The organism is Mucilaginibacter sp. P1_A3, from assembly GCF_056406855.1.
Genome location: NZ_JBFTZJ010000001.1, coordinates 784612 through 799703, shown reverse-complemented (window position 1 = coordinate 799703; position 15092 = coordinate 784612). Strand labels below are relative to the sequence as shown.

10 protein-coding genes are annotated in these 15092 nt (G+C 41.2%); 7 read left to right on the top strand and 3 right to left on the bottom strand.

Translation table 11 applies throughout. The annotated features are described in order from the left end of the window. Genes AC1D0K_RS03175 through AC1D0K_RS03165 form a run of 3 tightly spaced genes read right to left on the bottom strand, consistent with a single transcriptional unit; the run spans nucleotide 1 to nucleotide 3644 of the window. Nucleotides 1-840, bottom strand: a complete 840-nt coding sequence (locus AC1D0K_RS03175; protein WP_477441773.1) for a heme/hemin ABC transporter substrate-binding protein — start codon at nucleotides 838-840, stop codon at nucleotides 1-3. 59 nt (nucleotides 841-899) lie between these two features. Then, nucleotides 900-1508, bottom strand: coding sequence for an HmuY family protein (locus AC1D0K_RS03170; RefSeq protein ID WP_477399371.1), 609 nt, complete (start codon nucleotides 1506-1508; stop codon nucleotides 900-902). A gap of 36 nt (nucleotides 1509-1544) precedes the next feature. Then, nucleotides 1545-3644 (bottom strand): TonB-dependent receptor plug domain-containing protein, encoded by a 2100-nt coding sequence (locus AC1D0K_RS03165; protein WP_477399373.1) that lies wholly within the window; start codon nucleotides 3642-3644, stop codon nucleotides 1545-1547. 95 nt (nucleotides 3645-3739) lie between these two features. Between AC1D0K_RS03165 and AC1D0K_RS03160 the strand changes: the two genes are divergently transcribed. The 7 genes from AC1D0K_RS03160 to AC1D0K_RS03130 all read left to right on the top strand — a co-directional run bounded on the left by AC1D0K_RS03160 (nucleotide 3740) and on the right by AC1D0K_RS03130 (nucleotide 15054). Beyond that, entirely contained in the window at nucleotides 3740-4732 is a 993-nt protein-coding gene (locus tag AC1D0K_RS03160) for a helix-turn-helix transcriptional regulator (RefSeq protein WP_477399375.1), read from the top strand. Between the two features lie 315 nt (nucleotides 4733-5047). Continuing rightward, nucleotides 5048-5638 carry a sigma-70 family RNA polymerase sigma factor gene (locus tag AC1D0K_RS03155; protein WP_477399377.1) on the top strand — a complete coding sequence of 197 codons (591 nt, stop codon included), beginning with the start codon at nucleotides 5048-5050 and terminating at the stop codon, nucleotides 5636-5638. A 97-nt stretch (nucleotides 5639-5735) separates the two neighbouring features. Further along, a complete protein-coding gene (locus tag AC1D0K_RS03150; RefSeq protein WP_477441771.1) occupies nucleotides 5736-6929 on the top strand; it encodes a FecR family protein in 1194 nt (397 codons plus the stop codon). A 162-nt stretch (nucleotides 6930-7091) separates the two neighbouring features. After that, nucleotides 7092-10592: a TonB-dependent receptor gene (locus AC1D0K_RS03145; protein ID WP_477462995.1), complete on the top strand. Its 3501-nt coding sequence runs from the start codon at nucleotides 7092-7094 to the stop codon at nucleotides 10590-10592. A 13-nt stretch (nucleotides 10593-10605) separates the two neighbouring features. Beyond that, nucleotides 10606-12522: a RagB/SusD family nutrient uptake outer membrane protein gene (locus tag AC1D0K_RS03140; protein ID WP_477441767.1), complete on the top strand. Its 1917-nt coding sequence runs from the start codon at nucleotides 10606-10608 to the stop codon at nucleotides 12520-12522. 47 nt (nucleotides 12523-12569) lie between these two features. Further along, nucleotides 12570-13805: a DUF4959 domain-containing protein gene (locus AC1D0K_RS03135; protein WP_477399359.1), complete on the top strand. Its 1236-nt coding sequence runs from the start codon at nucleotides 12570-12572 to the stop codon at nucleotides 13803-13805. Nucleotides 13806-13824: 19 nt separating this feature from the next. Next, a complete protein-coding gene (locus AC1D0K_RS03130; RefSeq protein ID WP_477399361.1) occupies nucleotides 13825-15054 on the top strand; it encodes a DUF4998 domain-containing protein in 1230 nt (409 codons plus the stop codon). Nucleotides 15055-15092 lie beyond the last annotated feature (38 nt).

Below are 15092 nucleotides of genomic sequence, written 5' to 3'. Positions count from 1 at the left end.
TTATTTTAGTTTTTGTGATAATTGTGCCACAGCCTGCCCCAATCGCGGACCAAAACCGGTCAGCAGCTCACCATCCATGGTGATGAATTTTTTGTTTTTGCCTGCATTGGTTTGGCTTACGCCTTGTACATTGACTAAACCAGCTGCGCCACCTAAACTTTCCATACCGCTGCTAAATAATAATATCACATCCGGGTTGGCGGCTACAAGGGCTTCGGATGTTAATGGTTTATAATCATTGAACCCGGTTACAGCATTTTGTCCGCCTGCTAATTGAATGATCTTGGTTAAAGGTGTATTATCCCCGGCAACCATCATGGTACCGGTTCCCCGGGCGTAGATGAACAGTATTTTGGGTTTAGTAGCTGTTTTATTCACTTTGTTTGCTGCGGCCAGGTCGGTATCCAGTTTTTTGATCATGCCCGCGGCTTGCTGCTGCCCTCCAAATGAAGCGGCAACATCTTTAATTAATTTACGGGTGCCATCTGCCGAAAACTCCTGGGTAAATAAAACCAGTTTGATGCCCGCGGTTTTTAACTGAGCGGCCAATTCTGGTTTTATTTCGGTAGTTAAACCGGTCACCACATCAGGCTGCAGGGCAATAATGCCTTCAGCAGAGATATTGCGGTTGTGGCCTACCTTGGGTTTGCTTTTTAAGCTTTCGGGGTAGTTACTTGTTACATCGGTGCCAATAATATTATGCTCTAAACCTAAGCCCGCTAAAATTTCACTAACCGTACCATTAAGGGATATGATCTTTTGATTATCAGGTACATGTTCACTGGCTTTTGTGCCGGTGACAAACACTGCCAGCATCATTACTATGATTATTTTTTTCATCTTCAAAAATTTAAAAACAGTCCCCCTTTCGGGGGAGCATTCATTAACCAACTAAAAAACTATTTAAAACTTGTAGTGCCATCGCCTTGATACGCAAAACGGAAGGTATAAAAGCGTGATGCCGGCCTGGTTGCCAGGTCAGCAAACGTGGCAGTTGTTGTATTGGGGTTACCCTTATAGTAACTTATTATTTCAACCTTAGCATAGTTACCCGCTGATGTTTTTAGCACTATTATTTTACCCGGAACGGTAAGTATAGCATGCTGTGGCTCGGTGGTGGCTGTGTAGGTATACCATCCTGATATGGCAGGCGTACCTGAAGCATCCGATTTGTAATTGGCTGTTGGCGCTGTAGTTAAGGTTTCAAAAGTGCTGCTCACTATTTGGGCTTGTGTGGTTCCTGTACCGGATGTGCCACCGTTTATAAATATGCTCGTTCCTTTAAATTTTATATCCCATTTGGTTGACGCTGTATCGGCGCCGGTAATTTGCGCGCCGGTTGAAAGGCTGTAATAAGCAGCGGCTGTTGAGCCATCAAGATCGGCAACGGTTTTTGTGGTGAGCTTACTTACTGCGGGAGTGGGATCATCGCTGTTTTTACTGCAAGATGATGCCAGTAAAATGATAGCGCTGCTTAATGCCAATGATAAAGTTGTGAATTTGTTCATGTGTTCTATTGTTTGAATTATTATTTAATTTGTGTGTTATTTTTTATTGAAATTATAGGTTATGCCAGCGTAGATAAGCCTGCCCGGCAGGTTAAGGATAACCTGGGCATCTTTATAGTTCAGCAGGTTTTGCGCCGTAAGCTGCACCCTAAAGGCATCTTTGAGGAAGGGTTTGGATAGGGATGCGTTAACCAATACGTATCCTTTGGTATATTCATCATTGCGATTTACGATGCCGTTTCCGTCGGTATCCTTATAACCATACCGGCCGCGATAGATCGCCCTTATGGAAGCGTTGATGCCGGTTTTATCTTCCTGGTAGTTTACCTGGATATTATAGGTGTATTTGGACCGGCTAAGCAGGCCTCCGTAGTCGCTTCTTTTAATAACCTTAGTGAGGTTGGTTTCCGGATCTTTTGTAAAGACCTTGCCGGCGGCAATCTGGTCCAATACATCCTGATCGTAAGCTTCCAGGTATTGAAAGCCAGCTGCTACTTGCAGGGATTTAAATAACTGGTAACTCAGGTCGGTTTCTACGCCTTGCGTGTAAACCTTATTCAGGTTGAAGTAGGAAAATACAGATTGCCCATTGGTTTTGATAGCGATAGCCGCTGTTTCAATCAGGTTTGTAATATTGTTGCGGAAAAGATTGGCTGTCCAGTAGAGTTTACTTGTAGGTTTGTAGCGGTAACCTAAATTAAAAGCGGTGGAACTTTCGGCATTTAAACTTTTCAGCGTAGCGGGATCTATCAATATGGTTTCAATCTGCCCCGCCTGCTGTAAGCGCTGTATACCCGCACTTGCTTCTTCGTAACCAAAAACACTGTAACCAACTTCGGCATTGGTAAAGTTTAAATAAAGTTGGCGAAAGTCGGGCGCCTTATAGCCTTTTCCTGCCGATCCCAATACAGTGAACTTTGAACTAAGCGCATAGCTTGCCGCCAGCTTGGGGCTAAACTGTGATTTGTAAACGCTATGCACATCATACCTGCCACCGGCAATAATATCCAGTTTTTTTACCGGCAGCCAGTCGGCCTGGAAATAGCCATAGCCGGAAGTGAATGATTGTAATTTGGTGTATCGTGTAGCTTCAACCGTTTCATACTGGCCGCCTGCCCCGGCGGTTAGTTTCAGGTTATCCTTTACCGCGTAATCGTTCTGCAATTCGGCACGGTTAAAGGCCTGGTTAAAAAAGGTTTGGTCATATACCGATTTATCATTCTCATACCTTACATCCGAATTGGTTTTATAAGTAGACCGGTAGAGCTGCAAGGTGGAAAGCAGCTTATCCGTAAAGCGATGGGTGATAACAGGTGCTATATTAAAGTCTTTTTCGGTACCTGTACCCCCGGCATAACGGTTATCTACCAGGTATCTGCTATCCTGATCATTGGTATAATATCTTACCGAAAGTTTGATCGTCGTTTTGTCGTCTATTTTATAAGATGATTTACCATTCAGCGTATAACCAGCAAAAGGGGAAACCGTAGGCAGGCCAGACGAAGATTGTAACGTATAGCCACCACTGCTGTATCGGTTAGCAAAACCCGAAATGTAAAACCGATCATTCTTGTAGGCCGAATTTAACGTGAGGTCAGCCGTGTTGTTGGTGCCATACCGCGTGGCTACTCCTCCCGAAATGCCTTTAGCCGGATCGGCAGTTATGATATTCACAACACCAGCCATCGCTTCGCTGCCATACAGGGAAGATGTAGGGCCTTTTACAATTTCTATCCGGTCAATATTATTAGTGGTGATTCTGGAAAGCTCCAGGATACCTGTATTGCGGCCAATTAAAGGTAATCCGTCTATTAAGATCATTGTATAGGCCGGATCAAAACCCTGTATTTGTATGCCTTGTCCGTGCGGGTCATCTAAAATGGTCATGCCGGTTTGTTCTGCTAAAACTTCATTTAATCGTACCAAACCTTTTTTCTTTATTTCATCCGCAGTAATCCGTGTTATAGGTATAGGCACCTGTTGCAGGCTTTTGGGCGTGCGTGTGCCGGTAACTACTACTTCTTTCAACTGCTTAATATTTACAGTGTCCTTTTTTAATGTATCCCGCCTTTGCGCATCGGCCATATTGAAAGTAAATGGTATAGCTAAAACGTAAAGGATATATTTTATTTGCATTTATTTAGACTAATTAAAAATAATGATGCAAATTTGGACGATTTATAAATAGCATGATAACGCCAACGGGATTATAATAAACGCGATACGGATTAATGATGATCAGGATTACTTCGCCCTTAGCAGGCACATATAATTATACCCTAAGTGATCTTTGGGATTTAGGTACACATCAGGAATCGATATTTAACTATTCAGCCAATTGGGGCGATTTGAAGGTACAACCCGTAGTATTAACGGATATCATGATTTTTGATATTGATATCAGCTGTAAAGAAGATCTTGTAGTTACAGTAGAGATCAATTCGTTATGCCTGATGATGAACTTTACTTTATCCGGTAGGTCGCTGCCTGTAGCAGACGACCGTTTTATCTTTGAAGAGGGGCAACACCACAGCATTTTTTCTTCGGGTTATTCAAAATTCACGGTAGGTGTTCAGGATAATTTCAAGTTCGTTTGTATTTGTTTTTTGGAGGGAAGTTTAAAACGAATCGTGTCTGATGTAATTGCGCAACTCTCTGAAGTCTCGGAAATTGCCAGCCAACGACTTATCCTACTTCAGTCATGCAGGCCAACAACACCTCAAATGAGCGATATCATTCAGAGTATGATGTATTGTATCCATAAAAAAGGAAATCATCATATTTATTTTGAAGCAAAAGCGCTGGAGCTTCTTTTCCTGGAGCTGGACCAGCTTGAAACCCTTTCTATGCAATCATCAAATTTGTTTTTAAAGGAACATGACCTGGAGCGGATCCACCAGGCAAAAATGATAGTAGAGAAAAACTTACTAAATCCATGCTCATTGATAGAACTGGCGCATAAAGTAGGCCTGAATGATTTTAAATTGAAAAAAGGCTTCAGGGAAGTTTTAGGAACAACTGTTTTTGGCTATTTATATGATTTGCGGATGGAAAAAGCTAAAATGCTTTTAACCGGTGGCAGATCTGTACGTGAGGTTGCTTATGAAGTGGGATATAAAAATGCGCATCATTTTACAAAGGCATTCAAGAAAAAGTTTGGTTATTTGCCCAGTGGAATTAAAAAACTAACGGTGATTATGTTTTTTTCGATCGGGATATTTTGAATAGCGATGATTATTGTAACCTCCCAATCGATTGTGATTTTTTGCAAAATAGACTCAATCAACTTAAATCTTCCTGATGATATGTTTTTACAATAAAAATAAATTGCATATTTGTGTGCTTATAATTTAAGTTGAAAGCGTCCTGCCGCGTTTCAGTCAATAACCAATTAAAAAATGAAAGAAGATTTACTTAGGGGCAAATTCAAAACTTTTAAGCAATTGTTTTTATGCCATTCTAAAGTCTCGTCTTTTTCAGGTGATCTCAGGCACCTGAGGTTTATGCTTTGCAACTGATTTTAAGGCGGGATAAAATAGATGTTGAACTTAAGTAGCTATACCGATCCGGAATTAGTCAATCTACTCAAAAAAGATAACCATACAGCTGTTAATGAGATTTATAACAGGTATTGGAAGAAAATGCTCTTAATAGCCTGGAACCATAGTAACGATAAGACAGTAGCCAAAGATATTGTTCATGAAGTTTTTATTTCGCTTTGGGAGCGGCGTCATTTGGTTGATGTTTTAAACCTGCCGGCTTTTTTGGCTACTGCTGTTAAATTTAGTGTATATAAACATCAGCAAAGGGAAAGTAGGCGTTTAGAGCTGGCAAAACAGAACTATCAATTTAATGAGTTAATTGATGATGAAGAAAAGTTAGATGCCCGTTTTCTTCAGGAATATATTGACGGAATTGTAGAAGAAATGCCAGAAAAATGCCGCCTGGTATTTCGTTATAGCCGGGAAATGGGTTTAAAAAACAACGAAATAGCCGATAAAATAAATATTACCGAAAAGGGAGTGGAAGCAACTCTTACCCGCGCATTAAAGATCATCAGAGGTGAACTAAAAAATTACGGCCTCAGCATTTTAATCGCACTCCATACCATTTACATGCTGTTCAGGTAAATTATTCAGCTTCATAATTTTTTTTATTTTTTTTTATTGAACCATATAGGGTAACCCCATGCCTTATGGTACATGTATATACTAACACAATAACCAATTGGACCAGGAACATATTTACAGCTTAATCAAGAAATTCAGGGATAATACTGCCTCAGAAGCTGAGAAAGAAGAATTGTTAAATTGGTATCGCCAAAAGGCATATCAGGATGCCGAATTCCCCGAAAGCGAAGATAGTGTGGGCGATTTTATGCGCGCACGTCTTAATAGTCAACTTAAACCGGCCGGCAGAAATAAAAGAAACAGAACATGGCTGGCAGCGGCGGCTATTTTGATATTGCTCGGCGCGACAGGAGTTTTAATCTCAAGGTTTTCTGGCAAAGGAGGAAGTGACAATAACGCTTTATCGAAAACAAATGATGTTTCTCCTGGCGGCAATAAGGCAATATTAACCTTAGCCGATGGTTCAAAAATATCTTTAAACGATGCCGGTAATGGAAAAATTGCCAGTCAAAGCGGTATCAGGGTAACACAGGCGGCAAATGGCCAGCTTATTTATACGATTAAAGAGCCCGTAAAATCTAATGTAGATTCTGATCAGACAAATAATGCCACGATAGCCTATAACACCATTGAAACCCCGAAAGGTGGGCAATACCAGGTGATTTTGCCCGATGGATCAAAAGTATGGCTCAACGCATTTTCCTCAATTAAATTTCCGTTAAGCTTTGCTGCGGCAAAGGAGCGCCGGGTTGAATTAAAAGGGGAGGCGTATTTTGAAGTTGTTCATGATCAAAAATCTCCTTTTAAAGTACAAACTGAAATGCAGGAGGTAGAGGATTTAGGAACGCATTTTAATATCAACGCCTATGCCGATGAGGCAAGCACAAAAACCAGCCTGTTACAGGGTAAGGTTCGTGTAACTGCCGGTAGTAAAAGCACTCTGCTTGTTCCCGGCCAGCAGGCCACATTAACCAACGACTTTAAAATCTCTAAAGTAAATACAGAAGAAGTTATCGCCTGGAAGAATGGCTATTTCAACTTTGATGACGAACGACTGGAAAATGTGATGAAAAGTATTGCCCGATGGTATGATGTAAAGGTTATTTATCAGGACGAAAGTTTAAAGAACGAAACCTTTGGCGCGGTAACCACCCGTTTTGCCAATATTTCAACGCTTCTTAAAATAATGGAACAAACCGGTGATGCTCATTTCAGCATTGAAGGTTCAACCATTAAAATAAGCAAGTCAAGACCATCCCCCTCAATTAAGAATAATAAACCAACCAATTAAACCCAATTTAAATATGAGAAATACAAATATTCCCCCTTAATGTAAGATCAAAAAAAGGTTTATAAAGCAGAACAGGAGCACTCGCGATGCCCCTGCTCAATGGCTTTGTTTAAACCGGAATGCAATTGTCATAACATTTCTTACTTAAAACAGCCTTAACAAATGTATAAAAATTTTACTACAAACATTTGTACGCCTTCGGGCTACGCCAAGAAATTTCTGTTCATCATGAAGATTACCACATTTATCCTCTTTCTTGCCTTTATGCAAGCAAGCGCGGCGGTTTTTTCTCAAAAAATCACTTATAAGGAAAATGATGTCTCTTTAAAAAAGGTGTTCACAGAAATTAACAAACAAACAGGATACAATATTTTCTGGTCGCCAAAAAGCATTAAAAATGCACATAAGTTAGATGTGGATTTTCAAAACACATCACTTGAAGATGCACTTAAAATTTGCTTAACCAACCAACAACTTACCTATACCATTGAAGGTAAATCGGTAATTATTAAAAATGCATCAGTAAATAACACCAATGACCCTATAACTTCTATAATGGCAGATATTACCATTACCGGAACAGTAAGGGATAATAAAGGGGCAACCTTGCCTGGGGTGAGTATTTCCGTGGTAGACAATCTTAAAGTTGGTACGGTTACTGATAATAATGGTAAGTTCATTTTAGATGTAAAGAATGGTGCCACTATCAGGGTATCATTTGTAGGCTTTGTTTCACAGACTTTCACTATCAGTCCCGATAATAAGCTGTTTAATATTGTTTTAGTTGAAGATGTAAAACAAGCCGAGGAAGTAGTGATTACCGCTTACGGTAAAAAAGAGAGAAAAGAAGCCATAGTAGGCTCTGTTACATCGGTAAAGCCGGGCGAACTAAAGATACCGGCGAGCAATTTAACTAATGCGTTGGCCGGGCAGGCCGCAGGTATTATCGCATTCCAGGGGAATGGCCAGCCGGGGCAGGATAATTCCACTTTCTTTATCCGTGGTGTTACTACTTTCGGTTATAAGGTTGATCCGCTTATTCTGATCGATAATATCGAGCTTACTACCAATGACCTTGCACGTTTGCAGGTTGATGATATTGCAAGCTTTTCTATATTGAAAGATGCAAGCGCGACAGCATTATATGGCGCCAGGGGAGCAAATGGTGTTATATTGGTTAGCACCAAGCAAGGTAAAATAGGGGCACCGCTCATTAGCTTCCGCGTAGAAAATTCCATATCTCAAAATACCCAATCACTGCAGATTGCCGATCCTATTACTTACATGAATTTGTATAATGAGGCCACGCTATCCAGAGATCCTTTATTGCCTGTACGTTTTAACCAGGATAAGATCATCAACACGCAAAATACCATAAACAAAACCCCTGGTTATAACCAATACGTTTATCCTGCGGTTGATTGGTTAAACTTATTAGTAAAGCCCCGGACATCGACGCAAAGAGGAAATTTGAGTGTAAGTGGAGGCACCCCGTTTGCCCGCTATTATGTTGGCGGATCATACAACCTTGATCATGGGAACTTAAAGCAGGATTTGGCAAATAATAATGATAACAACGTTAAGTTTCAAAATTACCAGCTGCGTTCAAATGTAAACCTCAATCTTACCAAAACAACGGAGGCTATTCTTCGCTTTTCCGGAACTTTTAGTGAATACTCAGGACCTCAAACCACCAGCGGTTCATTCAGTTCGGATGTTTACAAGCTGGCGTTACATGTAAGTCCGGTTGATTTTGCCGCCTACTATCCCGCCGATTCGGCTAACAGGGGAACCCAGCACATTTTATTTGGTAAACCAACCGATATTGGCGTACCGGCTACCAACCCTTATGCCGAGCTGCTGAGGGGGCATAAAACATCCTCGGAATCAAGGGTATTGGCGCAAATAGAATTAAACCAAAATCTGAACTTTATTACCAGTGGGTTAAACTTTCATGGTATATTCAGTACCAACCGGTATTCATACTTTGATGCCAGTTATCTGTACAAACCATTTTACTATAACATAGCCAGTTACGATAAAAGTCATGATACCTATACTTTAAACTGGCTTAACCCCAAACCGGGTGATGCTCTTGAATACCTCCAATATTATGGCGGAACGCCGGTAATAAGCAACCAGGTGTATTTGCAGGGAAATTTGGATTATAGCAAGCAATTGGATAGCCACAATATTTCGGCAACCCTGGTTTGGACACGACAACAAACCGTATACTCCAATGCGGGCAGTCTTATCAATGCGCTCCCTCATCGTAATCTTGGGCTTGCCGGTAGGGCAGGTTATAATTACCTGAGCAAATATTTCCTTGAGTTTAACTTTGGTTACAACGGTTCGGAGCGGTTTTCTGCCGAACACAGGTATGGTTTTTTCCCAACCATTGGTGCGGGCTGGCTGGTATCCGAAGAAAAATTCTTTGAGCCATTCAGGAACTTTTTTGATAGGATGAAAATACGGGCAAGCTATGGCCTGGTGGGTAATGATGCCATTAGCGATCGTCGTTTCTTCTATGCTTCTGACGTAAACCTTGATGCCGGCGGGTATGCGGTTTTTGGAACAAACGCGGCCTACGCGCACGGTGGTGTAAGCATCAACAACTACCCCGATCCTAATGTAACATGGGAAACATCCAAACAGGCCAACATTGCATTGGAGTTAACCATGTTTAAAAATTTAAATATTACGGCCGAGTTTTATAACTACAACAGGTATAACATACTGCAGCAGCGATCTTATATCCCAACAACTTCTGGTTTGGAAGCGCCTATATATGCCAACTTAGGTAAAGCCAATTCAAAGGGTATTGACCTATCCATGGATTATAAGCAAAATATTAACAAATCATGGACGATATCCGGTCGGGGCAATTTAACCCTTGCAACAGACAAGTATACTTATTACGAAGAGCCAAACTATCCTGAAGCATACAGGCATTTTGTAGGGCAGCCTATCCGCGAAGGATATGGGCTTATTGCCGATAGGTTGTTTGTGGATGATGCTGAGGCGCAAAGTTCGCCTACGCAAATATTTTCAGCCGGCGGCAAAGCTCCAAGAGGTGGTGATATCAAATACCATGATCTTAACGGCGATGGTATTATTGACAACCGCGATCAAACCTTTCTTGGTTATCCTCAGGTTCCAGAAATTGTATATGGTTACGGACTATCTGTACAATATAAAAACTTTGACTTATCCGCTTTTTTCCAGGGACAGGCAAGGGTATCATTTTTTATAGACCCCAACCAGGTTAGTCCGTTTGTGCCAAGCCAGGAAGCCTATGTATACGGTAATACGCAATTGGTAAAACAATTTGCGGATGATCATTGGTCAGAAGGTAACCAGAACCTGTATGCAACATACCCAAGGTTAGGAACAACCAGGAGCGACATTGAAAATAACCTGCAGGCCAGTACGTGGTGGCTGCGCGATGGGTCTTTTATGCGGCTTAAATCGGCAGAAGTGGGCTTTTCTTTACCTGCATCAGTATCAAAAGCATTGGGTATAAAAAGCTTAAGGGTTTACTTCAACGGTTTAAACCTCATTACATGGAGCTCATTTAAACTATGGGACCCCGAACTTGGTGGTAACGGTTTTAACTATCCGATACAAAAAGTATACAATATTGGTGTAAATGTTAATTTATAAAATGAACATGATTATGAAATTTAATTATAGATATTTCTGCCTTTTAGTATTGATGTTATCAGGCACTTCCTGTAAAAAATACCTTGATGTGGTGCCGCCGAATGTGGGTACAATTGATTACGCTTTCAGAAGCAGAAATGAGGCCGAAAATTATCTTTTTACCTGTTATTCGGCATTGCAGCAGCAACTTAATGATTTGAACAGAAGCCCTGGTAATACCACATCTTCCGAAATTATTTTTCCGCTTAACCTGCCAAGCAACCCGATTGATATCACTGGTTATACCTTAATAACCGGTACGCAAAACGTAGGCAACCCCGGGTTGAATTTCTGGGATGGCTCTGGCAATGGTACAGCACTATTTCAGGCTATCAGGAAATGTAACACCATGCTGGAGAACATTGATAAGCCTTTGGACCTTACTGCGGCAGAAAAGAAAAGATGGATTGCGGAAACAAAATTCCTCAAAGCTTATTACAATTATAGCCTTTTCAGGCTGTATGGCCCCATTCCGCTTATTGATGTGAATTTGCCTGTTGAAGCGTCAACTGCCCAGGTTAAGTACAAGCGTCAGTCTGTTGATGAGGTGGTGAATTATATAATTGCACTATTTGATCAGGCCATTCCCGATCTTCCTTTGACGATTGAAAACCCGGCGAAAGAACTTGGAAGGATAACCAAACCGGCGGCTGAAGCCATTAAAGCCGAGGTATTGATGACTGCTGCCAGTCCACTTTTTAATGGCAATCCCGATTATGCTAACTTTAAGGATAAAAGTGGCAAGGCATTGTTCCCGGCCGCTTATGATGCCACAAAATGGCAAAAGGCACTTGATGCCTGTAAAACAGCTATAGCCGATTGCCAGGCAGCCGGCCTGCATTTGAATACCAACTTTATACCTGCGGGCGGAGTTACCAATCTCCCGGATTCTTTAAAAAGGGTATTGACCTTTCAGAATGCGCTCACGGAGAAATGGGATACGAACCCCGAACTAATTTATGCCCTAAGTAACGACTGGCATGGGCAGGAATATTGTATCCCCAGGTTAACACAAAAGGCTAATCAAAATGAGGGGCAAAATCCGGCTTATTTTGCTGTGCCAATTTCTACAACCGAACTCTTTTACACCAACAAGGGAGTTCCCATTGATGAAGATAAAACCTGGGATTATGCCAACCGTAACCAGTTAAGAACAGGCGATGCGGCCAATTTCTTTTATATAAAACAAGGATATCAAACTATAAAAGCCCATTTTGATCGTGAGCCAAGATTTTATGGCAGCATAGGCTTTGATGGCGGCATTTGGTTTGGCGATGGTGTTTTAGATGCCAAACAAGCCCGTTTTGTACCAGCCAGGGGGATAACCGCAGTTGCTGGGCCCAAGAACCCGCAAAAAACAAATATTACAGGCTACTGGCCCAAAAAGCTCGCCAATTATCTTACGGTGTATGATGATGGTTTTAACTGGGTAACCTATTCAATGCCTGTAATGCGTATGGGAGGCTTGTACCTGTTATATGCAGAAGCATTGAATGAAGTAAACGGACCTACATCAGAAGCCATATCATATGTTGACCAGGTACGTGCACGGGCGGGTTTAGATGGTGTAGTTAGCTCATGGGCAAATTATTCTAAAACTCCCTCAAAACCTGCATCTAAAGAAGGCTTAAGAGCAATTATTCACCAGGAAAGAAGAATAGAGCTTTGTTTTGAAGGACAGAGCGGCTGGGACTTACGCCGGTGGAAAGAGCTTCAATCTGTTTTAAGCGCGCCGTTAAGAGGCTGGAGCATACAGGAAGATCAGGCGATCAATTATTATCGTGCCCGCAATGTGGAAATACCTGTTTTTAATACCAGGGATTACCTGTGGCCAATTTCAAGTACTGCTCTTGTGGTAAATGATAACCTGGTGCAAAATCCTTTCTGGTAGAGCCGGGTGTATGTTTTCAAATAGTATAAATCATTAAAAAGAAAATCATGAGCGATATTAATATAAAGCATATATACATTTTTTGTTGTGTGCTTATGCTTTCGGCAACATGTTTGGTTTCGTGTAAAAAGAGCGATAACTATAAAGTTCCCGGAACAACAGATAAGACAAAGCCCGGCATTGTTACCAATGTTAAGGTGAAGAATTTTAAAGGCGGAGCGGTTTTAACTTATGCTTTGCCGGCTAATGATAACCTGTTATATGTAGTTGCCGATTATAAGATTAACGGTAAGGTGGCCAGGCAAACCAAATCAAGTTTTTTCCTGGATACCATCAGGGTAGACGGTTTTCAATTCAGTAAGGAATATACGGTTACATTGCATGCGGTAACCCGGGCCAACATACAATCAGATCCTGTTACTGTCACCGTTCATCCGGATACGCCATATTATCAGTCAATCCGTAAATCATTGAAGCTTGCAGCAGATTTTGGAGGTATCAATATCCAGGCCTTTAATCGCGACAAAAGATCGGTAGGGATTAACTTGGTGACTATAGACCCGGTAGATAACAAATTTGTGATCAGCGATCAGCACTTTACATTTTCGGATACTATTAACTATGCGGTAAGGGGATATTCTACAAATCCAACAAAATTTGGCGTGTACGTAACAGATCAGTTTGGCAATGTTTCTGATACTTCAATAGTTACCCTTACGCCATTATATGAAGAACTGCTGGATAAGAAAAAGTTTTTTACCTACCCCATGTTTAGTGATGGTTACATTGGCTACGGTGGCATACTGCCATATTTATGGGATGGCTTAATAAAAGAAGGTCCGGGCTCTTCGCCATGGCAAACTACTGTAGGCGCCACTTACAAAAGGTCGCAAGGCACTTTTGGGGTAGGGCGAACCTATAAACTGAGCCACTTTGTAATGTGGACAAGAGGTTACGGTTACGCAAACGCCAAAGTTTTCACCATATGGGGCTCAAATAAGGATAATCCCCAGGATGCAGAAACAGTTAAAGGCAATAAACCCGGCGCGGTAATAGGCGATTGGACTGTTTTAGGCACTTATCGCTTCCCTGATCCGCCATCAGGTCTTCCACAAGGGCAAACTAACGATGCTGACCAGGCATTTATTGACAAGGGAGTAAGTTTTGATGTGCCCTTCAGCGCTCCAAGTGTGAAATACATCCGGGTTGTTGTAGACGAAACCTGGTTTGGCCTTGAATATACCTATATGCAGGAATTATCTTTTTATGGAATTCCACAGTAATTTTTAAACCAGAATAGACATGAAGATCAGTTTTAAAAATATAATATGGTTGCTTTTACCGGTAATCATATCGGGGTGCTCAAAAAAGAATGAGAATTATAAAGCCCTTATAAAAGATGGTGAAATCCATTATCCCGGGGTAATTGCCAATACAAAATACCGGGCCGGAAATTTACGTACCATGCTGTTATGGAACCCCAGCCCCGATCCTAAAATTGCCAAATATGTAGTTTATTGGAACAATAAGCAGGATTCACTTACAGTTTCGGCAACAAGCCATGATCCTTTAGATACCGTTAAAACACTGGTTTCTAATTTAAAGGAGGGTACTTATAATTTCAACGTGTATTCTATAGATAGCGAAGGCCATGTTTCCATATCTACCAGTATAAATGGGGTAAGGGTGTACGGGCCTATTTACCTCAGCGGGATTTTTAACAGGGGATATAATGCTGATACCCCTTTTCTTGTAAATCCTTTAGCTGGCTCTGTTAAGCTAAAATTCAATGCACCGGATTCTATCAATTTGAAAACAGTTATCAAATATATTAGCAATGCCGGGAAGACTAACACGGTGATATTAAAGCCGGATAGCAATACCATAACACTGAACGATTTTAAGTTTGGAACCGATATTACGTACCAGTCAAGTTACTTTCCGCTTAAAGGCGCAATAGATACATTTACGGTAGCCAATGCCGGTACTTATCCATTTGTAAGACTTTACGGGGATGTATCAAGCGCTTACATTAAAAATCCGGGTTATCCTTTTATTAGGGGCGATAACGGTCGTAACAAATGGGGAACACCCAAAGACTGGCAGTGGACGCCTAACGTTGTAAATCAAACCAACAACGGTAACGGTGGTGGATGGTCCAGCGACTATGGCGGCGTTGTACACGTTGAAGCTAAAGATTATAGTGGCGATCCTGTTGTTAACGGCAAAGTTTATCAAAGTTTCACCATACTGCCGGGAAGTTATGAACTTGATTTTTCAACTGCGGGCTATGGCGGTACTATAGACGCGAACGAAATGGTTGCTTTGGGATCAACATTGCCTGATATTGATAAATTAAAAGGTAACGCCAACGTGCTTGCCATATTTAACGGAAATCAAAACAACTTAGGCGGCAAACACACGCTTTCATTTACAATTACGCAAAAAACTACCATTTGCATAGGCTGGGTTATAACAACCGGCTCATATACTTATATGCAGTTTACCGGAGTAGCCTTGCGCATTTTATAATATATCAGCTTAATATCTATTTGTATTCATAATCCTTC

Excerpts from the sequence above, each read along its gene's own strand:
- AC1D0K_RS03135 (WP_477399359.1), top strand. The coding sequence starts at position 12,570 with ATGAGCGATATTAATATAAAGCATATATACATTTTTTGTTGTGTGCTT.
- AC1D0K_RS03155 (WP_477399377.1), top strand. The coding sequence starts at position 5,048 with ATGTTGAACTTAAGTAGCTATACCGATCCGGAATTAGTCAATCTACTC.
- AC1D0K_RS03130 (WP_477399361.1), top strand. The coding sequence starts at position 13,825 with ATGAAGATCAGTTTTAAAAATATAATATGGTTGCTTTTACCGGTAATC.
- AC1D0K_RS03175 (WP_477441773.1), bottom strand. The coding sequence starts at position 840 with ATGAAAAAAATAATCATAGTAATGATGCTGGCAGTGTTTGTCACCGGC.
- AC1D0K_RS03145 (WP_477462995.1), top strand. The coding sequence starts at position 7,092 with ATGTATAAAAATTTTACTACAAACATTTGTACGCCTTCGGGCTACGCC.
- AC1D0K_RS03165 (WP_477399373.1), bottom strand. The coding sequence starts at position 3,644 with ATGCAAATAAAATATATCCTTTACGTTTTAGCTATACCATTTACTTTC.
- AC1D0K_RS03160 (WP_477399375.1), top strand. The coding sequence starts at position 3,740 with ATGATGATCAGGATTACTTCGCCCTTAGCAGGCACATATAATTATACC.
- AC1D0K_RS03170 (WP_477399371.1), bottom strand. The coding sequence starts at position 1,508 with ATGAACAAATTCACAACTTTATCATTGGCATTAAGCAGCGCTATCATT.
- AC1D0K_RS03140 (WP_477441767.1), top strand. The coding sequence starts at position 10,606 with ATGAAATTTAATTATAGATATTTCTGCCTTTTAGTATTGATGTTATCA.